The following is a 22,989-nucleotide window of genomic DNA, read 5'->3' as shown; positions in this document are numbered from 1 at the left end:
GTGAATAGTTCACACGCTTGGATCTGTCGAACTTGCATTTCTCAATTTGTGAGGTTTTTCTCAAAAAAAAGTGCTTGACGGGTTACTATTTCGCCACTGATCGAGTATCTTTTGAGCGCTGTTTAGCCCCAATGGGTCAGTTAATGGCGGTGGGCTGTCGCAAAGGGTTTTCCCTGTTTGCGATGGAACTTCCCCCTTATCTTGGGTCTAAGCATCGCACTGGCGGCGTAGATTGCCAGGCACAAAGCGCTCGATAACGATTCAAAAAAACAAGAATTCGATATTACAGGATGGTCCCCATGAAACCCGACGCATTGACACTCGCAGTAGTTGTCTTTGTTGCGGGCGTGCTGCTGAGCAGCAGCGGTTTGACTGAGGTATTCTCTTCCGATCAGGAAGAAGCTCCGTCAGCCCTGCAGCAGGGTGTGGTCACTCGCTGACCACTCCCGGCGGAACGCCACCAGAAAAGCCGAACCCCAGTCTTGAGGTTCGGCTTTTTTGTGCCCGCCGGAATGCTGGGCCCCGGGAGGCTCGCTCAGCGGCAGCGGTACAGGCGCTCGTCGGTGGCCACCAGCACCAGGGGGATGTCCCAGCTCTCTACCGGCAGTTGAGCCACGCACTGCAACTGGTGCGCGATACCCACCAGCTCCGGGCCCTTGCCCGGGTTTATCCGTTTAAATGCGAAGCTGCGATCGTAGTAGCCGCCCCCCATACCGAGGCGTGCGCCCTTGGGGTCAAACGCCACCAGCGGCAGCAGTACCAGATCCAGCTGCGCGGGAGTGCACTGTTCACCGCGGCCGGCCACTGGCTCGGGAATGCCGTAGCGGTTGCGAAAGCGCAGGCGGGCGCCGGGCCAGTGGCGGAAGGTCATGGTGTTGCGTGAGGCGCGCGGCAGCACCGGCAGGTAAAAGCGCTTATGGGGAAAACGCTGCAACAGCGGGCGTGGGTCAATCTCGCCGTCCATCGGCCAGTAGATACCGATACGCTGCGCCCGCCTCAATTCGGGGCACAGTGCCAGGCGTGCGCACAGGCGTCGGCTGGCCAGGCGCTGGTGGTAGCGGCCGAGCGCGCGGCGCGCCGCGCGGATCTGCTGGCGCAACTCCTGTTTGGAGGGCGAGGCATTGCTGTTCGGCATGGATGTTCCAGCGAGCATGAATCACCGGCAGTCTGGATACGGGCGCGAGGGCCCGGCTGCCTGGCGGAGCCAGTACCGGGGAGGAGTGGTACCGGAAAGACAATTTAGGAGCCCCGAAATGCGGCTGAAGACGTAGCCTTGAACCGTAAGGCTCAAGGTGGGGGCTCCCGGAATGCATTAGGCTTTCCGCTACAGGGCGGACTTGCACACCAACATCCGCTGGAAGCCTCCAGGGTAGAATTATCGGCTCGAGGACATAGTCAACTGGCCAACACTTCAGGGCGAGTGAGAAGTATACCTCCTCAGGTAAGACTTGGCTAAACGCACTTTCGCGCCAAATCTGGCTTTTCTGAGATAGTCAAGCGCGTTGCTTGATGCGTTTCAGGTGTTGCACGGCGGGGTGGGTAAACGTCTGAAAGGTACGTGGAAATTCACGCTTTTTCGATTTTCGCCAGCGCCGCCTGAACCTTTTCGTGCAGGCGGTCCAGCATTTGTTCTTCCACCGGCTGGCGCGCCAACTCGGCCTTGGCCTGAATCAGTTCGTGGGCGATATTCAGCGCAGCCATCACTGCGATGCGCTCGGCGCCGATCACCGAACCGCTGTTGCGGATTTTGGCCATGCGCTCGTTGAGCAGCTTGGCGGATGCCTGTAGCCCGGCCTGCTCTTCTTCCGAGCAGGCAACCCGATACTCTTTGTCGAGAATCGTTACGGCCACGGTGGAAGAGTTATAGGGTTTGCTGCTCATGAGGTTTCTTGGCTCAGACCTTTTAGCCGGCTGATCATGGTCTCAACCCGGCTGCGGGCCACTTCATTGTTTTTGATCAACCGCTGGCGCTCGCGCTGCCACTCACTTTCCTGCGCGCGCAGAGCGTGATTGTCTGCCGCCAACTGCTGGCACTGTTGTATCAGGAAGTCCAGCTTGTGTTCCAACGCCTGTAGTTTGTCCATAATTCCTGCGTGTTCGGTGCGCCGCCTGCTCCTGTGACCTGCGCAAGCTGGGGGATTCCGCTACTATATTGCCGGCGTATTTGGGGGTCAATTCTCCCGTAGCGCCAAAAAAACTGTGTAACAGTTACTATTTCGCCAGATTGGTGAAATATTCGCACATTGCTTTTTTACCCTTGTATTGTCCGGCATTGCCGGCGCCATTTCCCGGTTACCGTTCAAATTTCCGGCAGAAAAATGGTGTAACAGTTTTCGAGTCTGCACACCGCAGCTGCCAGGAGTTTTTATGTCCTCACCGCAATTGTCATTCGACGATCTCGCCAATCAGATTGTAGCGGCGGGGGGCAGAATCGGCCCGAGTGAGCTGCACGGTTTTATCTGTGGCCTGCTGGCTGCGGGGGCGCGCCCCGATCGGTCGCGCTGGCAGAAAGAACTGGCGGAGTTTCTTGACCTCGACGCGATTCCCGCCGATCTCGCGCGCAGCGCCCTGATGCTTGCCGAGCAGAGCGAGCGGGATCTTGCAGACAAAAATTTTTCCTTCCAGCCGCTGTTGAGCACCGGTGATGAACTGGCCGAGCGGGGCCAGACCCTGTGCCTCTGGTGTGAGGGCTTTCTACACGGCTTTGGCATCGGCAAATATTCCGGGGAACTGCTGCCCACCAGCAGCGAGGCCCTGAGAGATCTGGCGGAAATTGCCCAGCTGGATGCGGGTGCGATGGAAAACGGCGCGGAACAGGAGCGCGAGCTGTTCGAAGTGCAGGAGTATGTACGTATGGCGGCACTGAATATTTTTGTCGAGTGCAATCCTGCCCACGCCGGTGGGAGTGACGAGGCCGCCTCTGGCCCGACGCTGCACTGATCCTTCCCCGCCCATGAATATCAGTAAGGCCGAATACGCCCGCCGCCGGCTGCGCCTGATCGAGGGGCTGCCGCCCAATAGTCTCGCCATCGTGCCCGCCGCCCGCGAACAGCTGCGCTCGCGGGATACCTATTTCCCCTTCCGCCAGGACAGTGATTTTCTCTATCTCAGTGGCTTCAACGAGCCGGAGTCCCTGCTGGTGCTGGCTCCCGGGCGCAGCGCCGGCGAGACACTGTTGTTCTGCCGTGAACGGGACGCGGAAAAGGAAATGTGGGATGGTCCGCGCCTCGGCCCGGAGCGCGCCGCCGAGTACTGCGGCCTGTCTGATGCCTTTCCTATCAGCGACCTGGACGATATTTTGCCGGGCCTGTTAGAGGGGCGGGATTTCATCTATTACAGCATGGGACGTTTTCCGCAGCTGGACCGCCGTCTGCAAAGCTATCTGAAAGCCATCGAGGGGGCGCCTGGCAGCAGCGGCGCGCCGGAAATGGTCAGTCTCGATCCTCTGTTGCACGATCTGCGGCTGTTCAAGAGCGCGGCGGAAATCCGCTTGATGGCGCGCGCCGCCGAGATCAGTGCCGCGGGGCACCGCCGCGCCATGCAGAGCTGCCGCCCGGGCATCTATGAATATCAGCTGGAGGCGGAGCTGCTGCACAGCTTTGCCACTGCCGGCGCCCGCGAGCCCGCGTACCCGAGCATCGTCGGTGGTGGCCGCAACGCGCTGGTGATGCACTACATCGCCAATAGTGCACCATTAAAAAACGGTGATCTGGTACTGGTTGATGCCGGCTGTGAGTACCGAGGCTACGCCTCAGACATCACGCGCACATTTCCTGTCAACGGGCGTTTCAGCGGCCCGCAGAAAGCGGTGTACGAAATTGTACTGGCTGCCCAGCAGGCCGCGATTGAATGTATTGCCGCGGGTAATGACTGGGACCGCCCCCATCTCGCCAGCGTCGAGGTGATCGTGCGCGGATTGAAAGACCTGGGTTTACTGAGCGGCGATGTGGATGGCCTGATCGAATCCGGCGCCTACCGTCGTTTCTATATGCACCGTGTCGGCCACTGGCTGGGAATGGATGTACACGATGTGGGTGACTACAAGGTGCACGGTCAGTGGCGACAACTGGAGACCGGCATGGTTATGACGGTGGAGCCCGGAATCTACATTGGCGCGGAGGATGCCGCGGTGGCGGAAAAATTCCGCGGTATTGGCATTCGTATCGAAGACGATGTGGCGCTGCTAAAAGAGGGGGCACAGGTGCTCTCCGCGGACGCGCCGAAGGCCGTGGCGGATATCGAATATCTGATGCGCGAAGGCGATCTGATCCAGGAGACGCTGCTGTGACCGACCCGCAATCTCAAGTGAATCCGCTGGGGGTTACCCATACCGATATCGCCATCGTCGGCGGTGGTATGGCTGGCGCCTGTCTGGCCCTGCTGTTTGCCCGTCACTGTCCTGATCTGCACGTGACCCTGTTGGAGCGACAGCCACTGCCGGACTCCGGTGCGGTATTGAATCTGCCGAGCTTTGACACCCGCGCCACTGCCATCGCGGCCGGCAGCCTGCGGATTTTCCATGAACTGGGGTTGTGGCCCCGGCTGCGGGAGTTTGCGGCGCCGATTCAGCGGGTGCAGGTCTCTGACCGCGGCCACAGTGTTGGCGCGAGCCTGGATGCCGGGCGGGAAACGGCGGCGAGCTTTGACGGCATGTTGGGAGCGGTGATTGAAAACGCCGCCCTCGGGCCGCTGCTCTACCGCGCGCTGGCGGACACGCGGGCAGAAATTCTGGCGCCGGCGGATGTCTCCTCGGTAAGCATGACGGCCACCGGCGCAACACTCGGTCTGGCTGGCCGCAGTGAACCGTTGCATACCCGGCTGCTGGTGGTGGCCGATGGTGTCGGCTCACCCCTGTGCCGCCATCTGGGGATCACCACCGAGGAGGTGGATTATCAACAGGAGGCGCTGGTCACCACCATTGGTCTGCAACAGGACCACGGTGGTGTGGCGTTCGAGCGATTCACCGACAGCGGCCCCATGGCATTGCTGCCATTGCCGCAGCGCGATGGTATGCACCGGGCGGCGTTGGTGTGGACCTGCGAGCGCGATGACCGCGCGCGACTCGAAGCGCTACCGGAAAGGGAGTTTATCCGGCATCTGCACCGCGCCTTTGGCTGGCGCGCCGGCCGCATCCTGCGCGCGGGCCGTATTCAGGGGTATCCGCTCAAGCTGTCGGTGGCGCGCGAACAGGTACGCCGCGGGCTCGCACTGGTAGGCAACTGCGCCCACTTCCTGCATCCGGTGGCGGGGCAGGGTTTCAATCTGACTCTGCGCGACTGTGAGGCGCTGGCCCGAGCGATCGGGCGGGCGGCGTCGAAAGGTTCCGAACCCGGGCAATCCGGTCCCGGCGAGCTAGACTTACTACAGGCTTATTGGCGCGAACGTCAACATGACCAGCAGCTTACGATTGGCTTCAGTGATCGGATTCCGCCACTGTTCGCATCTCGCAGCCTGCTGGCGGGTGGTTTGCGACAGGTGGGACTGCTTGGACTTGTCCTCGCGCCGGCGCTGCGAACAACTTTTGCCCGCCAGGCTGCTGGGCTTGCGCCATAAGCACACTATAACGGTGCAGATCGCTGCCGCGGATTGGGGATAATTCGAGCCCGGCGTGCGAGCACCTACAACATTCCAGCCCGGAGAATTTCTGCCTATGAACAGACAGCGAATGGACGTGACCATCGTCGGTGGCGGCATGGTGGGTATGGCACAGGCGGCGCTGCTGGCGGTGCGCTACCCGCAGCTGCGGATTTCGCTGCTGGAGGCTTCTTCTTTGGAACCGCAGGTGAGCCCGGAAGGTTATGATGCACGCGTCGTCGCACTCACTGAGGCGTCGCGTGCCTTGCTCGAAGAGGTGGGTGCCTGGCAATTGATTGCCGGCAAGCGCGAGTGCCCGTATACCCAGATGCGGGTGTGGGATGCGGAGGGCACTGGCTCGGTGTATTTCGACTGTCGCGACGTCAAGCTGCCGAACCTGGGGCATATCGTAGAGAATAATGTGATCCTCGCTGCCCTGCGCACGCGCCTCGCTGAACTCACGAATGTGGATACGGTGACCGGTTTCAAACTGGAGAGCTGGTGGCGCGACTGTGGTTTGTGGCATCTGCAATCCCGCAGTCCGGACCGGGAAGCGGTGGAAGGGCTCGATACCCAGTCGCCGGTGTTCACCACCCGCCTGTTGATCGGCGCCGATGGCGCCCGCTCGCGGGTGCGCGATCTGTTGCGCATCCGCACGCGAGATGTGGAGTACCAGCAGACCGCGCTGGTGTGTGTGGCCAAGTGCGAACACTCACACCAGTCCACCGCCTGGCAGCGCTTCCTGGATACCGGCCCCCTGGCCTTCCTGCCGCTGTCCGGTCTCGGCGACGACCGCCATTGCGCCGTGGTGTGGTCCGCGGACGACAGTCTCGCGCGCGAGCTGGTGATGCTCGACGACAAGGCCTTTGCGCTGAATCTGGAGAAAGCGTTTGAAAGTCGCCTGGGTGCCATCGAGTCCGTTAGTGAGCGCTTCTCCTTCGCGCTGCGCGCGCGCCATGCGGAATCCTATTTCGGCCCCGGTGCGGCGCTGATCGGCGATGCGGCCCACAGCATTCACCCGCTTGCGGGGCAGGGGGTAAATCTGGGGATGATGGACGCGCTGGTACTGACGGAAGAGATCGGTCGCGCGTTGAAGCGCGATATCTCCCCGGCTCACGCATCCGTGCTGTCGCGCTACCAGCGGCGTCGTCGCGGAGAGAACGCGGCCACCCTCAAGGCCATGAGCACGTTCAAATCCCTGTTTGGCGCCGGCGATCTGCACTGGCGCTGGTTGCGCAACACCGGCCTCAGTGTGGTGGACGCGAGCCCTCTGCTGAAGAAGCGCATCATCATGCGAGCCATGTCGGTGTAACGTGTCGTCATCGGTATAAAAAACGCGGCGTGTCAGCCGCGTTTTTTATGTGCACCACAGTGCCGCTGCGCCGGAAGCCCGCACGATATTTTGTTACAGTCTCCGAACCATGCGTATTTCTCGCCATCAATTAAAAAGGACCGGGTTTGAGTAACTGGATTACCGTCTGTGAATTTCCGTTGCAGCAGGATCTTTCCGCACTGGCGGAGTTCATTCAACGCCATCAGCTGCCGCTGCGTATCAGCGAGGAAAATAACCACCAGCGGGTGGCGAGCCTGGCCCCGCAACTGGTGCAGCCTATGCAGCAACTGCTTGCACGCTGGCAGGCGGGGGAAGTGGACCTCGCGCAGTTGAGCGTACATGTATATGAAGAAACGCCCGCGCGGACGGAAAACCCGGTATCAACAGCGGGTGCCGGAACTGAGATGGGCGGCGAACCGCGTGATAATGGCGAACAGGGTGCCGAGGGGGAAGCCACTGCTGCCGAGAGCAAAGCAGCTCCGGTAGCGCACTCAGTCATTCCCCAATGGCCGCTGCAACAGACGCCGGTTTGTCTGTGTTTGATCGCGTTGTGTTTTATCGGTTGGCTGTTGCTGCGTCAGGGGTGGATAGAATCGCTGGTGATTTTTCCACAGCAGACGGGCGATTTCGAACTGTCGCGCTCGTCACTCGCATGGCATCTTTCTCGGGGAGAGTTCTGGCGTTTGTGGACGCCGGCTATTGTGCATTTCTCTCTGCCCCATGCGCTGTTCAACAGTCTCGGCATCTGGATTGTGGGTCGCTCCCTCGAGGCCCGTGCCGGTAGCGGCTGGTTTTTGCTACTGGTGCTGCTGAGTGCGCCGGTGTCCAATCTCGCCCAGTACTTCTGGTCGCCGCAAAATCTGTTTGGCGGTATGTCTGGTGTGGTGTACGCACTGATCGGTGCGGCTTTTGTGATTCAACGCTGGCAGCCGGAGTGGCGCGATGTGCCGGCGTCACTTCTCTGGCTGGCGGCGATCTGGCTGTTGGTGTGTATGCTGGGGGTGGTGGACTATTTCATTGACGGCGGTATTGCCAACGCCGCGCATATTGGTGGCTTCGCCGCCGGCTTGCTTCTTGGTCTTCTGTTCAGTGCCGCCGGCGGCGCTCGGCGCTATTTCTCCGCTTGCGGCGCCGACTCGGCGGATAACGCCTAAACTCGTAGAACATTCTGATTTGTCATGCTGCTACTGATCGTATACGTATTCATTGCGCTCGGATTTTCGTTTCTCTGTTCCATCGCGGAGTCGGTGATTCTGAGCGTGACCCGCCCATATATTTCGCTGTTGCAGCGGGATGGTAAAAAATCCGGGCGTCTGCTGCAGCAGTTGAAAGACGATATCAATGCACCGCTCGCCGCGATCCTTACCCTCAATACTGTTGCCCATACCGTGGGCGCGGCCGGCGCCGGCGCGCAGGCTGCGGCGGTGTTCGGCAGTCATTATCTCGGTATCGCGTCCGCCATCCTGACGCTGCTGATCCTGGTATTTTCGGAGATTATCCCCAAAACTCTGGGAGCACTGTATTGGCGACAACTGGCTCCGGCGTGTGCTTATATCGTGCGTTACCTGGTCATAGTGCTGAAACCGTTCGTCTGGCTGTCGGAATGGCTCACACGCGGACTTGCCCGCGGCCCGGTGATGACCGGGTTCAGTCGCGAGGAGTTTGCGGTGATGGCCGAGCTTGGTGAAGCGGAAGGACAGCTCGAGCGCCATGAATCCAGTATTCTGCACAACCTGTTTTTTACCCTGCGCGATCACTCGGTACGGGAGGTAATGACGCCGCGTACGGTGGTGTTTTCCCTGCCCCAGGACATGACGCTAGCCGAGGCCTATGAAGCGGTGGAGAAAAGCCGCTTTTCACGTATCCCCATTTTTGAGCAGGGCGATCCGGATCTGGTGGTGGGTTTTGTGTTGAAGCAGGACTTGTTGCAGGCCTATTGCCGCGGTGAGCGCGATGGCCAGTTGCGTGAGCTGCACCGGGATCTGCTGATGCTCCCGGAAACTGCCGCGATTTATCAGGCTTTTCACAAAATGTTGACGCGGCGGGTGCAGATCAGCGCTGTGGTGGATGAGTATGGTGGCCTCGAAGGTCTGGTGACACTTGAGGACATCCTCGAAACCCTGCTCGGTGAAGAAATCGTAGATGAGGCAGACAAGACCCCCGATCGTCAGGAACTCGCCAAGCGCCTGTGGCGTTTGCGCGCCAAACGCCACGGCCTGCGGGTGGATGAGGCGGCGCAGCGGGAACAGGAAGGGCCTGAGCCACAGGATAAATTGCGGGAAGAAATCCATCGACAGCTGCATGAGGGCGAGGCCGCGGGCGACGAATCAGCCGGGGAACAGGATTCCCCATCGGACGACGGTGACGCATCGGCTGCAAAAAAATCCACGGACAATCGAGAAAAAAATTAGAACCCTGGCGCGGATCTCGGGTCTCAGTTGTCGATGGCGTCATCGGTACAACCGGATTTCCCCCGCCACCAAACCGGAAAATATCAACGGTTCACCGCAAGCCCCTTGAAAAATGGTCTCATCGGGCGGATAACAACCCCACCACTACAACGATTTACGGTGAGCATGTAACGTGCGTTTTGGAATCCTGCTGATATTGCTGCAATCCATGCTGCTCTGCGCCGAAGGCCGCGCGGAGTCACAGGCAGTGCAGCTGGATTCCGAAGACAAGGTAGTGCGTGTACTGCTGCAAAATGGCAGTCAGCAACAGCAGGACGAGACTGAAGACTCGCATGCCGCGCTTCCATCGCAACCCCACATTGTCGTGGCCGCGGCGGTTGTTCCGGATTCTGCCCCTGTCGCCTTTCACTCCTCCGCGGCTCGCGCCGCGCACACCATCCGCGGGCCACCTGCCCGGCAATAACTTTCTTTCCTGACTGTGTTATCGAAGGGTGTCGGTGCTTCTGCTTTCGAACTGAAAGCACTGCTTTGCCGCCGACGCCAACAGAATCATCGGGCTGCATACGCACGGGAGTTTCCGCTTTCTTCCGATGGCGGCAGTTTGCGCCCGAAAACCGAAGAGAATTGTTGTTATGAAAAAACTGGATCTGATTCCGCTGGAAGACGCGGACAAACTGGTTTTCCCGGAGGAATTTCACGAACTCACTCTGGATTCCCCGGCGCTCAAATTTGTTACCGATTTCAAAAAACACCACCCGGCGGTACTGACGGCCTCCATGTCTGCACTGGACGCCGCGCAGGTGCTGCGCACCGGCCATCTTTCCTGGGTGCTGGTGATGGATCATCGCGGGGATTTTATCGGCCTGCTCACCGCGGACGATGTTTCCTATCAGCGCGTAATGCAGTGTGTGGCGGCGGGGCAGAATCGCGGAGACCTGACGGTGGGTGACTTGATGCGTCGCCGCAACCGCCTGCAGCAGTTGAGCTACCAGCAACTGCGCCGCGCCTCGATCCGTGATGTGCTGGAAACCATGCGTCGCGGCGGTCAGCGCCACTGTCTGGTGGTGGATGTGGACAATCACCATGTACGCGGGGTGATCAGTGCGGAAGACGTGACCGCGCGCCTGCACATGGAGTACCCCATCGACAGACCGGAGAATTTCGCCGAACTGCTGCGCGCGGTGGCGGCGGTTCACTAAACGATTTTTTTAAATTTTCGGGCCGGCCCTTAACGGGCCGGATCGATAGTCTCACCGAGGCTGTTGTTCACCCGAAACCAGCCGGTGACGCTATAGCGCGGCCGGTTGCTCGTCAGTACCTCGTGGGGGAATTCCTCCGAGAGGAAAATCACCATCTGCCCGAACCGCGGCGCCACCTTCTCGATCACCGTGTCGCTCTCGGGAGCATAGATTTGCAACTCGCCACCATCCTGCGGTTGCCAGTTCGGTGTCAGGTACAGCACGGTACTGACAATGCGGTTGGTGCTGCCCTTGAATGCATCCATATGCTTTTTGTAATAGCTGCCGCGATCGTAGCGCGCGTAGTGGCATTCGTAATCGAACAGGCCCAGGAACAAGCGACGGTTCAACCCCAGGCGTAAAGTCTCCGCCCAGTGCAGGTAGGCCGATACTGCCGGATTGGATTTATCCAGCCAGAAAATCTCATCGGTGCGCACAAACTGGTTCTGCTGGTGCTCCTGGTCGCGACCGATACCTGCGGCCTGGAAGCGGGCACGGTCGATCGAGCGGAAGTGCCGCAGTAGCGCGCCGAGCAACGCAGGCGGCAGGGGCGCCGGCAGGATGATATAACCGGTTTCGCGCAGGGCGGCGGCAATGCGATCGAGGGGATCGTCGCCATCGGGACCGCGGCGCCAGATATCGTCCACAGGCGAAAGAGCTGCGTCAGCGGAGACAGAGGGAGTGGAGACAGCGTTCAAGCGGGTATTCCGGGAAGGGCCGGGGCGGCGGGTTGAATCGGTCGCTATTTATACAGCCGCTTCACCCACCGCGCCAGCAAAAAAAACGCTCCGGTTTATGTGGCCGCGGCCAGATCCCAGCCGGTAAGCAGGATAGTGATGGTCACCACACCCACCAGCAGGTTCATGGGTAGGCCCACTTTGAGGTAGTCCGAGAACTGGTAGCCGCCGGGACCGTAGACCATCAGGTTGGTCTGGTATCCCAGCGGGGTGGCGAAGCTCGCGGAAGCGCCCATCATGATGGCAAACATGAATGGCTCCGGATTCAGTCCGGCGCTGGCGGTCATCTGTAACACAATCGGCACCATGATGATGGCGGCGGCGTTGTTGGTGACCATCTCCGTGAGCGTGGAAACACACAGGTACACAAGAATCAGCATCAGCCACGGATGCCCTTGGGACAGGGAAATGACGGTTTCCGCGATTGCCCCGGCAACACCGGTTTTCTGCAGTGCCACACCGAGGGCGAAAGAGGCGGCGATGGTGATGATCACCGGCAGATCAAGACTCTTCTGTGCCTGGTTCACCGAACAACAGCGGAAGATCAACATGGCGCCGGCGCCCAGCAGGGACGCGTTCAGCATGCTGATCGCACCTGCGCCGGCGGCGAGCACGATGGCGATCAGGATCAGCCAGGCGGTGAGGCCTTTTTCGTGGCGCGGGCTCTCCGCATCCAGGTCGTTGATCAGCAGGAAGTCCTTACTGTAGCGCTGGCGCAGGACGAAACCCGGGCGCGCCTCCAGCAACAGCGAATCACCCGCTTTCAGTTTGATACTGCCGAGGTTGCCCGGCACCCGCTGGCCTTCCCGTGCCACCGCCAGCACCGCGGCGCCGTAACGTTTGCGGAACTGGGCGTCTCTGATGCTGCTGCCAATCACTTCACAGTGGGGGGACACGACGACTTCCACCAGGCGCCGCTCTTCCGTGCCTGTTTTCAGCGTGGCTTCGCCGTCGTGATCCGAGGGTACGATACCGCGCATGCGCAGCAGGTCGGATATGGCCTCGGTATCGCCGGCGAAGACCAGGCGATCACCGCCGCGCAGCTTTTCATCGGAGCGCACCGGCGCGATGACCCGGTCGCCGCGCTCGATCTCCACCAGGTAGACCCGGCGCAGGCCCCGCAGGCCCGCATCTTCCACGGTCTGACCGACGAGGGGGCCGCTGTTGTCCACCGCCACTTCCAGAGTGAATTCCCGCAGGTTGCCGAAGGGCTTTTTCTCGCGCCGGTCTGGCAGCCAGCGGGGGAAAAAAATCAGCATGAACGCCACGCCGATCAGCGCCGCCGGCAGCCCAACCGCGGCGATGGAGAACAGGGAAAAGCCCTCATTGCCGGTGATAGCCTGGTACTGGCCATTGACCACCAGGTTGGTACTGGTGCCGATCAGGGTTAACGTGCCGCCGAGGATCGCGCCGTAACTGAGCGGGATCATCAGTTTGGAGGGGGCAATGTCGATGCGTTTGGCCCAGGCGTTCAGTGCCGGGATCATGGTGGCGACTACCGGGGTGTTGTTGAGGTAGCCGGACAGCGCCACCACCGGCGCGAATACCCGCAGCATGGCGCCGCGGGCAGTCTTCGGGCGTCCCAGCAGATGCTTCACCATCATGTCGATACCGCCCGAGGCGTGGATGCCGGTGGCCACCACGAACATGGCGGCAACCGTGATCAGGCCACTGTTACCGAAGCCGGACAGCGCCTCGTCGGGAGTGAGGATGCCGGTGACGCTCAGCAGGGTGAGCGCCGCCATCATCACCAGGTAAGCCTGGATACGGGTGAATATCAGCGTGGCCAGTACGGCGAAGACGAGAAACAGGGAAAACCAGCCAGACCAGTCCATAGCGCGTGTGTTCGAGGTGATTTGAGTGTGAATGTCGTTATCGAATGACGGCTAAAACTACTGCAATCGCATGGGTACCAAAAGTTATTTTTTCCTATATCCATATAGCGGGGGCGCGCGGCGCCCGAGAGGCGTCGCCGTACTAGCGCTGGTGGGTTATGCGACATACTGCGGCAATGAGGGCACAAAGGCTGCTCCACCGCGGGCTGCGGGTAATATTTTTCACTGCGGCTGCTAGTCTTTGCAGAGGTTTGGCATCTGGCGTCCATCGGTGCGGCGCCGGTAGAATACGCGGCTTTGTTGGCGGGCCGGGCTCCCGGGCCGCCATCTTGATTTCACGACAGGGGATTCAGCACAGAATGGGAAATAGAACCGCGCTTTACGATGCCCATGTCGCCATGGGCGGCAAAATGGTGGACTTCGGTGGCTGGGATATGCCGCTGCACTACGGCTCACAGCTGGAAGAACACCACAAGGTGCGCAAAGACGCGGGTATGTTCGATGTTTCCCACATGACTGTCGTCGATGTGGATGGTGCCGGCGCACGCGATTACCTGCGCACGCTCGTCGCCAATGACGTGGCCAAACTCGACGGCAATCCCGGCAAGGCGCTCTACACCGGCATGCTGAATGAAAAAGGCGGTGTGGTGGATGATCTGATCGTTTACCTGCGTGACCCCGGTTACCGCGTGGTGGTGAATTGCGCGACCCGCGAGAAAGATCTGGCTTGGATGAGCGAGCAGGCTAAAGCGTTTGACGTCACCCTTACCGAGCGCCCACATCTGGCCATGATTGCCATCCAGGGACCGCAGGCCATTGCCAAAGTGAAAGACGTTCTCGGTATCGACTGGGCTTCGGCCCTCGACGGTCTCAAGGTGTTCAGCAGTGTCGCCCGCGGTGACTGGTTTGTGGCGCGCACCGGCTACACCGGCGAAGATGGCCTGGAAATCATGCTCAACAACGAGGATGCCCCCGGTTTCTGGCAGGCCCTGGCGGACGCTGGCGTTGCCCCCTGCGGTCTCGGCGCGCGCGATACCCTGCGTCTGGAGGCGGGCATGAACCTCTATGGCCACGAGATGGATGACGATACCTCTCCGCTTGAAGCGAATATGGCCTGGACCATTGCCTGGGAGCCGGCGGAACGCAAGTTCATTGGTCGCGATGCGCTGGAGCGGGAAAAGACCGCGGGTGTCGCCAACAAACTGGTGGGCCTGGTGCTGGAAGAGCGCGGCGTTCTGCGCGCGGGACAACAGGTTGTGGTGGACGGTACCGAAACCCGCGGTATCATCACCAGCGGTACATTCTCCCCCACCCTGGGCTACTCCATTGCCATGGCCCGGGTGCCGGTGAGCGTGGGCGACACGGCGCAGGTTGAAATCCGCAACAAACTGATCCCGGTGCGTGTGGTGAAACCGAGTTTTGTGCGCAACGGCAAATCACTGGTGTGAGCGGCGTTGCCGCTCGCCACGCGAAAGACTGAATACACTGTTTAGCCGCTTTATTAGAGCCAATTTTTTGAGGGAATAGCCCATGAGCGAGATTCGCAGCGAACTGAAATATGCCTCCAGCCACGAGTGGGCGCGTCTGGAAGAAGACGGCACCGTGACCGTCGGCATCAGCGACCACGCCCAGGATGCACTGGGTGATGTGGTGTATGTGGAAACTCCGGAAGTGGGTCAGACCCTGTCTGCCGGGGAAGAGGCGGGTGTGGTGGAATCTGTGAAAGCTGCCAGCGATATCTACTCGCCTATCTCCGGTGAAGTAGTTGCCGTCAACGAAGAGCTGGCCGATGCGCCGGAAACCGTCAACTCCAGCCCCTATGACGATGGCTGGTTCTTCCGTATCAAGCCGAGCGACGAGAGCGAGCTGGACAAGCTGCTGGACGCCGATGCGTATAAAGCGGAGAGCGAAGAGGACTGATTTTCCTCTCGAGCGGATTCGAAAACGCCGGGCAATTGCCCGGCGTTTTTGTTTACGTCAGCTGTTCGGAGTGGGCTCGGTCTGCTTGGGCTGCACCAGCCCTCCGATCCCCAGATCCTGCAGATAGCCGTGCAACTTTTCTTCAATCTGCTCCGGTGACTCCATGAGCAGCACCTGTTGCAGTAACCGGTCCAGCTCCGATTTGTTCACTTCGCGCAGCGCTGCCTTTACTCGCGGCAGGTTGGTGGCGTTCATGGAGAGCACGTCGTAACCCATCGCCACCAGCAGCAGTGCACCGCCCGGATCACCGGCGAGCTCGCCGCAGATCCCCACCTTGGTGCTGGTCTCGTGACCCGCAGTTACTACCTGCAGCAGAGCCTGCAGCACCGCCGGGTGGAAGCTGTGATAGATACTCGCCACACGGCTGTTATTGCGGTCCACCGCCAGCAGGTACTGGGTCAGATCGTTGCTGCCCACGGACATGAAATCCACACGCTTGGCCAACTCGCGGGCCTGATACACCGCTGAAGGTACTTCCACCATGATGCCCAGCGGCGGGCGCTGGATCTGGTAGCCCTCGTCCAACAGTTCGTCATAGGCGCGGTCCACCAGTTTGCGCGCGGCTTCCAGTTCGCCCACGCCGCTGATCATCGGCAGCATGATGCGCAGATTGTCGAGGCCGACGCTGGCTTTCATCATGGCGCGCACCTGGCCCAGAAAGATTTCCGGGTGGTCCAGGGTTACGCGGATACCGCGCCAGCCGAGGAAGGGGTTGGTTTCCTCGATGGGGAAGTAGGCCAGCGCCTTGTCACCGCCAATGTCGAGGGTGCGCATGGTGACCGGGCGCGGGGCGAATGCTTGCAACTGCTCGCGGTAGATCTCGCGCTGTTCTTCTTCCGACGGAAAGCGGTCGCGCAGCAGGAACGGCACTTCAGTGCGGTAGAGGCCGACACCCTCGGCGCCACGCTCCAGCGAGCGCACAACATCAGCCATCAGTCCGGTATTCACCCACATGCGCACGCGGTGGCCGTCGGCGGTTTCGCCGGGAAGTTTGGCGAGGTGGTCCAGATTGCGCGCGAGTTCGCGCTCCTCTTCGACGATGGCGTCATAGCGACGCTTCAGCTCCGGGCCCGGGTGAATGTACAGCTCACCGCGGTAACCATCCACCACCAGATCCACGCCATCCACCTGCTCCCACGGCAGTTCCTGGGCGCCCATGACCGCGGGTACACCCATGGCGCGGGCGATGATGGCCACATGGCTATTGGCGGAACCCTTGACCGACACGAGCCCGGCGAGTCTCTCCCGGGGTACTTCGGCGAGTACCGACGCGGTGAGCTCCTCGCCGATGAGAATGGTGTTTTCGGGATAGTCGCGCTGGCTCTGTTCCTGCTGGCGCAGATGCATCAGCACCCGCGCACCGAGATCCCGCACGTCGGCGGCGCGGTCGCGGAAATAGGAATCGGACATGGCCTCGAAGCGCCGTACGTGTTCCAGCATGACTTCCGCCCAGGCGCGACTGGCGGTGAGCTGCTGGCGGATGCGCTCGCACACCTCGACGGCGATCGAGTTGTCATCGAGCATGCTGATATAGGCATCGAAGAGCGCACGCTCCTCTTTGTTCAGATCGTTTTTCAGGCGCTCGCCGACATTGCGGATTTCATCGCGCGCCGCGCCCAGAGCCTGGTGGAACAGCGCCAGTTCAGCGTCGATATCCATGGTACAGGCATAGGGTACGGTGGCGAGATTGGCCGGTGGTGCAATGATGTGGGCGCGGCCGATGGCGACGCCGGGCGAGGCGGCGAGGCCGGTGAATTTGGTTTCACTGCGCTGCTGGCCCATGCCGGCCAGGGCGCCGGTAGCTTCTGCGTGGGCGATGACACCGGCGAGCTGCGCTGACAGCGTGACGAGGAAGGCCTCTTCGCCCTCGTCGAAACGGCGCCGTTCGGACTGCTGTACTACCAATACACCAAGTACCGAGCGGTGGTGAATAATGGGGGTGCCGAGGAACGATGAGAACCGCTCCTCCCCGGTGGCGGGGAAATACTGGTAGGCGGGATGGGCTTCGGCCTGCTCCAGGTTAATGGGCTCCTCGCGGGTGGCCACGTTACCTACAAGGCCTTCGCCGGGTGCCAGATGAACCTGACCCACGGCATCCGGGTTCAGGCCTTCGGTGGCCATCAGCACATAATTGCCGGACTGTTTGTCGCGCAGATATACCGAACACACCTTGGTGTGCATGACCTCCCGTACCCGCCGGACAATGATGTCCAGTACCGACGGCAGGTCCCGTGCGGTGTTGACTTCCTGAACGATACTGCGCAGTGATCCAAGCAAAGTGGCTTTCCTCGCCGTCTTCATTCGGCCCCGCGCTGTGGCGGAGCCCCGCTGGGCCGGTGCCTGCCTGTGGTGCCCGGCACTCGCCGGGGTGGGCACGGAGTTACTGGTGGCGATTCAGCCAGCGTCTTTCCAGTTGTAACTGAGTGGGGGCAAGCTCGGTGAGCGCGCGCCGGTAGACCTCCCGCTTGAAGGTCACCACCTTGGTCAACGGGTGCCAGTAACTCACCCATCGCCAGTGATCAAATTCCGGTTTGTAGCCGTTGTTGAAACTGATGTTGCTTTCATCGGCGTTCAGCTGCAGCAGAAACCATCGCTGTTTCTGGCCAATGCACAGTGGCTCGGAGCGCTTGCGCACCAGCCTCTGGGGCAGGCGATAGCGCAACCAGCCGCGGGTGCAGCCGAGCATGGTGACCTGACTGCGCGTCAGTCCGATCTCCTCGTAGAGTTCGCGATACAGCGCCTGTTCCGCGGTCTCTCCGGGGTTGATGCCCCCCTGGGGAAATTGCCACGCGTCCTTGCCGCCCACCCTGCGTGCCCAGAGGGCCTGGCCGCGCTCGTTCAGGACAATAATGCCGACGTTGGGGCGAAAACCCTCACTGTCGATGTTGCTGCTGTTGTCCGAAACGGTACCAGTGGTCTCCGCGCCCGGCCTGCGGGCTGGTCTGCCGCCGGATTTATCCTGTTGCGCGGAGGGACTGGAGGGTCTGCGGCGGTTCTTTCGCCCGGCGGATGTCTGCTTGCCGTCGCCCAAAATGCCGTCCTCAAATTTTCGCGGTGCGGATTCTCAGGGTTCATTGGATACCCTGCACACCATAATGTTCTGCATTGTTCCACAGGGACTGATTTACGGCAATTCAGTGAAGCCGGTCGGTGTCAGCCCGGCGCTGTCGGGGTAAAATCTCCCGCCTTGGTACTTCTCCGCAATTGGCGGGGTGTACCCGATAGGGCTGGCCGAGAATGGAAATGTCGGGCGTCAAAAATGCCCCCTGTGCCCTATAGTCAATTAAGGAGATTTTTGTGCAGCTGGCGATTTTTGATCTGGATAACACCCTGATAAGCGGCGACAGCGATCACGCCTGGGGAGAGTTCCTGGTGGCGCGCGACTGTGTGGACGGCGAGCGTTTCCGCAGTGAAAACGACCGTTTCTACCGCGACTATCAGAGCGGTGAGCTGGATATTTTTGCCTATCTGTCATTTGCGCTGGAGCCGCTGGCACAGTTGTCCCGCGGCCAGCTGCAGAACCTGCAGCGGGAGTTCATGCAGGAGGTGATCAGCGAGATCTGGCTGCCCCACGCCGAAACGCTGATTCAGCGGCATCGCGACGCCGGCCACCACATCATGATCATCACTGCCACTAATCGCTTTGTGGTGGAACCGATTGCCGCACGGCTGGGAGTGGATACGCTGCTGGCCACGGAGCCGGAGGAAGTGGATGGCCGGTTTACCGGCCAGGTTGCGGGGCATCCCTGTTTCCAGGAGGGCAAGGTCGTGCGTTTGCAACTGTGGCTGGAGCAGCACCCGCAGTATGCCCGCGGTGAGAAATGGTTTTACAGCGATTCCATCAACGACCTGCCGCTGCTGTCGCGGGTGGAACACCCGGTCGCCGTGGACCCGGACGCGCGGCTGCGCGACGAGGCACTGAGTCGTGGCTGGCAGGTAATCAGCCTGCGCGGCGACAGCGAGGCGTTCGCCAGCGCGATGGACATTTGAGCGGGTTTACCCGTCAGACAAAGCGAACGGTTACACAACTGCCGCCGCATGGACCACTAGGCACTCGGAACCCATAGATTCGGAAAAGCACGTGAAAAACGCAATCGACAAGCATCTATCTACCCGCAGAATTTTGTTTCCTCGCGCAGCTCTGGCCGTTGCCGTGTGCGCGCTGTTGTTTGCCGGCGCCGGTTGTGAGCGCAAACCGGCGGAAACCGAAGTGGAACAGAGCGCGCCGGTGGCGCCCACCGCCGCGATTAATGAGACCGCGGCCGATGCCTTCTCCAGCGAGTACTGGCAGGCCGGACAGGTGCAGGTAACCGATGCCCAGGCCGCGGCCCAGGCTCTTGCCCGCGCGGTAACGCAGTTGCTGGAGTCGCCGACGGAAGATCATCTGGAAGCGGCAAAACTGGCATGGCTGGACGCGCACCGCGAACTGGCGGCATCTATGCCGTTTATCAAGGTGGCCTTTTCTCCCGCCGAGCTGCAGCAGGAGGGCAACGAGCTGTTGCTGGCCCTGAATAGCTGGCCGGCTCAGGCCGGGTATCTGGACACGGTACCGGGCTACTCCAACAGCGGCATCGTCAACGATACCGCGATTGAACTGACACTGGCCAACCTGCGCAAACAGCACCGCCTCACTGCCCACGAAGAGGCGAGTACTGGCTTCCACGCCCTGGAGGTCATGCTCTGGGGGCCTACCAGTGAGCGCAGTGCGGAACAGTTTGTTGCCGCCAGCGGCGGTGAGCAGCCGCTGGCTCAGGCGGCCAACCGCCGTCGCGAGCTGACCCGCCTTATCGCCCAGGGCATCGACGAAGACATGGCCGCGCTCGCTGCGCGTTGGCCGCTGACTGCCAATGACCTGTCACAGCGCTATCTGGCGCAGGCACCGGTGGCGCGGGTGCAGTGGATACGTTCGGCGCATCTGAGTATGTTGCGCAACGAGGTGTTACCGCGCATCCCGGAGAGCTCGGAGAGCGATGTGGAAAGTCCGCTCGCTGCGGATTCCAAACAGGCGCTGTTGGCGATGTTGCGCAACCTGCAGGCGTGCTGGTTGCCGGAAGGTGGTAATGGGCTCGCCGATCTGTTGCTCGACCAGCACCAGACCGCGGCGCTGGCGCAGGCCTTCGGTGAGCTGGAAGAGCGGTTGCTCAAGATGGAAGACCCCATCGAACTGGCCGCCCCTGCGGAGCTGCAGCGCAGCCGTGACCAGATAGATACGCTGATTGGTCTTATCTCCGGTGATACGCGAGTCCCTGCGCGGGACGAGGATATGACACCGGTGAATCTGCAGGCGCCCGTGGAATAACAAAGGCCCTTGGCCGCACACAAAAAAACCCAGGCACTGCCTGGGTTTTTTCGTTTTCGGTCTGGCCGTAGAGCTTACCAGCGGCGAACCGGGCCGGTGTCTACGTGTACGAAGTTGCTTTTCGGGTAGTAGCCCACACCGCCGGCCTTCAGATCCAGCGCCGCCTGGCGCAGTTTGGCCAGCGGAACACCCGGCATGCGGATGTCCAGTGCCATTCCGCGGGTGTGGTAGCTGCGACGCGCCACACCGCGACCCGCTGCACGCAGCTTCGCGTTGGTCTTCGGCGAACGGTAGCCGGAGATAATCTCTACTTCGCCGTTGAAGTTCAGTTTCTCTTTCAGCTTGTACACGATGTCGAACAGTTTCGGGTCCATACGTGTCACTTCATTGGCGCGGTGGTCCCGCAGCAGACGGTTGAATTGCTTCAGGCCGCTGCTGTCGTAATCGCCCTCCGCCCAGTAGGCGGCGTTCAGGCGTTCACCTGTGTGCAGGTTGCGCATCTTGAGGTTGCGCGACGTGCCTACTTTTGCCAGTGCGGGGCCGGCTGAAACCGCCGCCGCGGTAGCTGCAGAAACTGCCAAAAACCTGCGTCTGGAAAGTTCTTTCATACCCTGTTACCGCCTTTGGTTTAGTAGTGAGTGGTCCTGTCAAATCCTCTGAATCTTGAGTGGCTTCCCGTGCCAACTCGACATGGCAGCACTGTACAAAAAATAATCTTTGGTTACAAACCGACCGCTGCTAATGACGCATTGATCAAAAAATAGACTTGTTATTTTTTTCTAGCAGCCTATGGGTAGTGGACTATTTTTGCCCGAGAACAACGGGGACCTCTGTGAAAAGGAGTGACAACGTTGTCATTTGCGGAACTTTATTTTTTTGCGACTGAGCGGTTCAATTTTTCCGCAATTGCGGGTGGGGAGTGAAGAACGGATTGCCGAAGCGGCCCGAGCCGTGGCTTTGGCGGCCGTCAGGCCAGCCGCCAAAGCCACGTCGGTGATAAAAAATGACGTGAAACGCGGATGCTCGGGACGGACAATATGCTCACTTCTGCGAGCAACGGATGCCGTAGTACGCGTTTGATACCAGACTCCCCGTTCTGGTCACTGATCCCGGTGGTAGATGTCCGGCCGGAACTGCACCCGCCCCAGTGCGTCCACCCAGGCGGTCAGGTAGGTAATGAAGAGTTTTGGTGGATTTTCTACCTTGATGGTGACGGATTCGTCGCCCATGGCGGTCTGTGCGACCTGGGTGCGGTCCCAGCCCTGTGGGCCGAGTAGGGCGTATGCTAGCTCCTCCGGCTGCTGCAGGCGGATACAGCCGTGGCTGAAGGCGCGATGGCGATGCTCGAACAGACTCTGGGCCTGGGTGTCATGCAGGAAAATTGCCTGTTTGTTGGGGATCACGAATTTCACCCGTCCCAGAGTGTTGCCGGGCCCCGGGATCTGGCGCAGGGTCGCTTTGCCACTGGCGGCGCTCTCAATGCCTTTTTCGCTGATGGGGGTGGTGGTGTTGGTACCGTATTTCACCACCCGATAACCTCGCCTGTGCATGGCTTCCGGATTGTTGCGGGCCTTGGGTAGCAGGTCGGTGAGCAGAATACTGCGGGGTACGGTCCAGGTTGGATTGAACACCACGGACACTACCTTGCTGATCATCTCCGGGGTGCGTTTGCTGCTTTTCCCCACCACGGTTTTCATGCTCAGCACGACCTTGTTCTGATCGATCAGCTGAAGCTGATAGTCGGGTACATTCACGAAAATGTAGCGGTCGCCGGGGGCAGCTGGAAGTTTGTCCCAGCGCTCGGCATTCAGTTCCAGTTGTCTCGCCAGCTCCTGTGGTGTGCGTGCCAATTCCTTGAGGGTGGCTTTGTCCACGCGGCCCGTAATCTCCATGCCGTGACGGCGCTGGTAGGATTCCACCGCTATTTGCAGCCCCGCGTCGAAACGCTGGAGATCGTCATCGCGCGCGCTCACCGGTCCCGGTTGTCCATGGTAGTCCCCAAACTGCTGCAGCAGTTTGCGCAGCTGCGCCACCCTGGGGCTCCGGTCACCGGGCTTCAGCGGCGCGCCGGGTGCTATGGCCTGCCAGTGGTCCGCGAGTGAACGATAACGCGCGGCCTGTTCCCGCAGGGCATTTCCGGCGGTGGCGAAGTCAATGGCGCTGTCTTTGTCTCCGGGGCGTGTCGCTTCAGAAAGGGGATGAGGTGTAGGCCCGGAGGTGGGTTTGGCGGAAGTCACCGGGGTATCGCCAGCTTTGGGCTCGGGTTCTGATTCGGCCTCACCCGTTGAATTGGGGGAGGTGTCGTCGGCTTCGGCATTCACCGCAATGTCGGGGTCATTCACTATTTCATCGGCGTGTGCAGCCAGACCTGTTGCCCGGCTGGATTGTGCGGGGATACCCGCCGCATCCTGAGTGATTTCCGAAGGGGGCGGTGGGGTGTCGCCGCGGGCGAATTCCGCCAGCGGCAGCAAGGCGCAGTAGCCGAGCACGGCGATCATTGAAACATGCCGGGCGCGGATGCTTAACGGGTTGCGCTGAGCAGGTTTGTTGCTGTCGCGCGTGGTCTTCTGGTGCATGGATAC

22 protein-coding genes and 1 other RNA gene are annotated in these 22,989 nt (G+C 60.7%); 13 read left to right on the top strand and 10 right to left on the bottom strand.

All coding sequences use genetic code 11. The features are described from left to right. Positions 1–299: 299 nt before the first annotated feature. A complete protein-coding gene (locus C3938_RS18060; RefSeq protein ID WP_166214653.1) occupies positions 300–440 on the top strand; it encodes a hypothetical protein in 141 nt (46 codons plus the stop codon). A gap of 95 nt (positions 441–535) precedes the next feature. Here C3938_RS18060 and C3938_RS05635 read toward each other — a convergent pair whose 3' ends face one another. The 4 genes from C3938_RS05635 to C3938_RS05620 all read right to left on the bottom strand — a co-directional run bounded on the left by C3938_RS05635 (position 536) and on the right by C3938_RS05620 (position 2,084). Further along, positions 536–1,135: a 5-formyltetrahydrofolate cyclo-ligase gene (locus tag C3938_RS05635; RefSeq protein ID WP_105102219.1), complete on the bottom strand. Its 600-nt coding sequence runs from the start codon at positions 1,133–1,135 to the stop codon at positions 536–538. 106 nt (positions 1,136–1,241) lie between these two features. Beyond that, positions 1,242–1,421: non-coding RNA, 6S RNA (gene ssrS, locus C3938_RS05630), on the bottom strand. 145 nt (positions 1,422–1,566) lie between these two features. Then, complete coding sequence (locus C3938_RS05625; RefSeq protein WP_105102218.1) at positions 1,567–1,881, bottom strand: cell division protein ZapA; 315 nt, start codon at positions 1,879–1,881, stop codon at positions 1,567–1,569. Beyond that, positions 1,878–2,084: a TIGR02449 family protein gene (locus C3938_RS05620; protein WP_105102217.1), complete on the bottom strand. Its 207-nt coding sequence runs from the start codon at positions 2,082–2,084 to the stop codon at positions 1,878–1,880. The genes C3938_RS05625 and C3938_RS05620 overlap by 4 nt, the downstream gene beginning before the upstream one ends. A gap of 283 nt (positions 2,085–2,367) precedes the next feature. Between C3938_RS05620 and C3938_RS05615 the strand changes: the two genes are divergently transcribed. From C3938_RS05615 to C3938_RS05580, 8 genes are all read left to right on the top strand, one after another. Further along, on the top strand, positions 2,368–2,940 hold the full coding sequence (locus C3938_RS05615; protein ID WP_105102216.1) for a UPF0149 family protein: 573 nt from the start codon (positions 2,368–2,370) through the stop codon (positions 2,938–2,940). Between the two features lie 13 nt (positions 2,941–2,953). Beyond that, the gene (gene pepP, locus C3938_RS05610; protein ID WP_105102215.1) at positions 2,954–4,288 is read left to right on the top strand and encodes a Xaa-Pro aminopeptidase; all 1,335 of its coding nucleotides are present in this window, start codon (positions 2,954–2,956) and stop codon (positions 4,286–4,288) included. Next, entirely contained in the window at positions 4,285–5,553 is a 1,269-nt protein-coding gene (locus C3938_RS05605) for an FAD-dependent monooxygenase (protein ID WP_233998673.1), read from the top strand. The genes pepP and C3938_RS05605 overlap by 4 nt, the downstream gene beginning before the upstream one ends. Positions 5,554–5,650: 97 nt before the next feature. After that, positions 5,651–6,886 (top strand): UbiH/UbiF/VisC/COQ6 family ubiquinone biosynthesis hydroxylase, encoded by a 1,236-nt coding sequence (locus tag C3938_RS05600; protein WP_233998671.1) that lies wholly within the window; start codon positions 5,651–5,653, stop codon positions 6,884–6,886. A gap of 146 nt (positions 6,887–7,032) precedes the next feature. Then, positions 7,033–8,061, top strand: a complete 1,029-nt coding sequence (locus tag C3938_RS05595) for a rhomboid family intramembrane serine protease (RefSeq protein ID WP_105102213.1) — start codon at positions 7,033–7,035, stop codon at positions 8,059–8,061. A gap of 24 nt (positions 8,062–8,085) precedes the next feature. After that, positions 8,086–9,318 (top strand): hemolysin family protein, encoded by a 1,233-nt coding sequence (locus C3938_RS05590; protein ID WP_105102212.1) that lies wholly within the window; start codon positions 8,086–8,088, stop codon positions 9,316–9,318. A gap of 172 nt (positions 9,319–9,490) precedes the next feature. Next, positions 9,491–9,781, top strand: coding sequence for a hypothetical protein (locus C3938_RS05585; protein WP_105102211.1), 291 nt, complete (start codon positions 9,491–9,493; stop codon positions 9,779–9,781). Positions 9,782–9,950: 169 nt separating this feature from the next. After that, positions 9,951–10,517, top strand: coding sequence for a CBS domain-containing protein (locus C3938_RS05580; RefSeq protein ID WP_158681581.1), 567 nt, complete (start codon positions 9,951–9,953; stop codon positions 10,515–10,517). A 29-nt stretch (positions 10,518–10,546) separates the two neighbouring features. Here C3938_RS05580 and C3938_RS05575 read toward each other — a convergent pair whose 3' ends face one another. Both C3938_RS05575 and C3938_RS05570 read right to left on the bottom strand, forming a co-directional pair. Next, positions 10,547–11,254 (bottom strand): 2OG-Fe(II) oxygenase, encoded by a 708-nt coding sequence (locus C3938_RS05575; protein ID WP_233998669.1) that lies wholly within the window; start codon positions 11,252–11,254, stop codon positions 10,547–10,549. A gap of 95 nt (positions 11,255–11,349) precedes the next feature. Further along, complete coding sequence (locus C3938_RS05570) at positions 11,350–13,128, bottom strand: SLC13 family permease (protein ID WP_105102208.1); 1,779 nt, start codon at positions 13,126–13,128, stop codon at positions 11,350–11,352. 359 nt (positions 13,129–13,487) lie between these two features. Here C3938_RS05570 and gcvT point away from each other — a divergent pair, with 359 nt between their 5' ends. Together gcvT and gcvH are read left to right on the top strand one after the other, a co-directional pair. Beyond that, the gene (gcvT, locus tag C3938_RS05565) at positions 13,488–14,576 is read left to right on the top strand and encodes a glycine cleavage system aminomethyltransferase GcvT (RefSeq protein ID WP_105102207.1); all 1,089 of its coding nucleotides are present in this window, start codon (positions 13,488–13,490) and stop codon (positions 14,574–14,576) included. Positions 14,577–14,658: 82 nt separating this feature from the next. Then, a complete protein-coding gene (gcvH, locus tag C3938_RS05560) occupies positions 14,659–15,048 on the top strand; it encodes a glycine cleavage system protein GcvH (RefSeq protein ID WP_105102206.1) in 390 nt (129 codons plus the stop codon). Positions 15,049–15,105: 57 nt separating this feature from the next. On the opposite strand, the gene ptsP is transcribed toward gcvH, so the two are convergent. Continuing rightward, positions 15,106–17,385 (bottom strand): phosphoenolpyruvate--protein phosphotransferase, encoded by a 2,280-nt coding sequence (gene ptsP / locus C3938_RS05555; RefSeq protein ID WP_105102205.1) that lies wholly within the window; start codon positions 17,383–17,385, stop codon positions 15,106–15,108. Positions 17,386–17,488: 103 nt separating this feature from the next. After that, positions 17,489–17,992 carry an RNA pyrophosphohydrolase gene (locus tag C3938_RS05550; RefSeq protein ID WP_199775557.1) on the bottom strand — a complete coding sequence of 168 codons (504 nt, stop codon included), beginning with the start codon at positions 17,990–17,992 and terminating at the stop codon, positions 17,489–17,491. Positions 17,993–18,405: 413 nt separating this feature from the next. Here C3938_RS05550 and C3938_RS05545 point away from each other — a divergent pair, with 413 nt between their 5' ends. Then, positions 18,406–19,098: an HAD family hydrolase gene (locus C3938_RS05545; RefSeq protein WP_105102203.1), complete on the top strand. Its 693-nt coding sequence runs from the start codon at positions 18,406–18,408 to the stop codon at positions 19,096–19,098. 91 nt (positions 19,099–19,189) lie between these two features. Continuing rightward, entirely contained in the window at positions 19,190–20,407 is a 1,218-nt protein-coding gene (locus C3938_RS05540; RefSeq protein WP_233998667.1) for an imelysin family protein, read from the top strand. A gap of 74 nt (positions 20,408–20,481) precedes the next feature. Here the strand turns inward: C3938_RS05540 and C3938_RS05535 are convergent, their stop codons facing one another. Then, the gene (locus tag C3938_RS05535; protein ID WP_105102202.1) at positions 20,482–21,015 is read right to left on the bottom strand and encodes a DUF882 domain-containing protein; all 534 of its coding nucleotides are present in this window, start codon (positions 21,013–21,015) and stop codon (positions 20,482–20,484) included. Positions 21,016–21,507: 492 nt separating this feature from the next. Next, positions 21,508–22,983 (bottom strand): L,D-transpeptidase family protein, encoded by a 1,476-nt coding sequence (locus C3938_RS05530; RefSeq protein ID WP_233998665.1) that lies wholly within the window; start codon positions 22,981–22,983, stop codon positions 21,508–21,510. Positions 22,984–22,989: the final 6 nt, after the last annotated feature.

The sequence above is a fragment of the Microbulbifer pacificus genome, assembly GCF_002959965.1.
Taxonomy (GTDB): domain Bacteria; phylum Pseudomonadota; class Gammaproteobacteria; order Pseudomonadales; family Cellvibrionaceae; genus Microbulbifer; species Microbulbifer pacificus_A.
Note: the sequence above shows the minus strand (reverse complement) of the source record. Positions and strands in the feature narration are given on the sequence as shown.

Bases quoted from the DNA above. Each gene is read 5' to 3' on its own strand.
- C3938_RS18060 (WP_166214653.1), top strand. From the start codon at position 300: ATGAAACCCGACGCATTGACACTCGCAGTAGTTGTCTTTGTTGCGGGC.
- C3938_RS05635 (WP_105102219.1), bottom strand. From the start codon at position 1,135: ATGCCGAACAGCAATGCCTCGCCCTCCAAACAGGAGTTGCGCCAGCAG.
- C3938_RS05625 (WP_105102218.1), bottom strand. From the start codon at position 1,881: ATGAGCAGCAAACCCTATAACTCTTCCACCGTGGCCGTAACGATTCTC.
- C3938_RS05620 (WP_105102217.1), bottom strand. From the start codon at position 2,084: ATGGACAAACTACAGGCGTTGGAACACAAGCTGGACTTCCTGATACAA.
- C3938_RS05615 (WP_105102216.1), top strand. From the start codon at position 2,368: ATGTCCTCACCGCAATTGTCATTCGACGATCTCGCCAATCAGATTGTA.
- pepP (WP_105102215.1), top strand. From the start codon at position 2,954: ATGAATATCAGTAAGGCCGAATACGCCCGCCGCCGGCTGCGCCTGATC.
- C3938_RS05600 (WP_233998671.1), top strand. From the start codon at position 5,651: ATGAACAGACAGCGAATGGACGTGACCATCGTCGGTGGCGGCATGGTG.
- C3938_RS05590 (WP_105102212.1), top strand. From the start codon at position 8,086: ATGCTGCTACTGATCGTATACGTATTCATTGCGCTCGGATTTTCGTTT.
- C3938_RS05580 (WP_158681581.1), top strand. From the start codon at position 9,951: ATGAAAAAACTGGATCTGATTCCGCTGGAAGACGCGGACAAACTGGTT.
- C3938_RS05570 (WP_105102208.1), bottom strand. From the start codon at position 13,128: ATGGACTGGTCTGGCTGGTTTTCCCTGTTTCTCGTCTTCGCCGTACTG.
- gcvT (WP_105102207.1), top strand. From the start codon at position 13,488: ATGGGAAATAGAACCGCGCTTTACGATGCCCATGTCGCCATGGGCGGC.
- gcvH (WP_105102206.1), top strand. From the start codon at position 14,659: ATGAGCGAGATTCGCAGCGAACTGAAATATGCCTCCAGCCACGAGTGG.
- C3938_RS05535 (WP_105102202.1), bottom strand. From the start codon at position 21,015: ATGAAAGAACTTTCCAGACGCAGGTTTTTGGCAGTTTCTGCAGCTACC.
- C3938_RS05530 (WP_233998665.1), bottom strand. From the start codon at position 22,983: ATGCACCAGAAGACCACGCGCGACAGCAACAAACCTGCTCAGCGCAAC.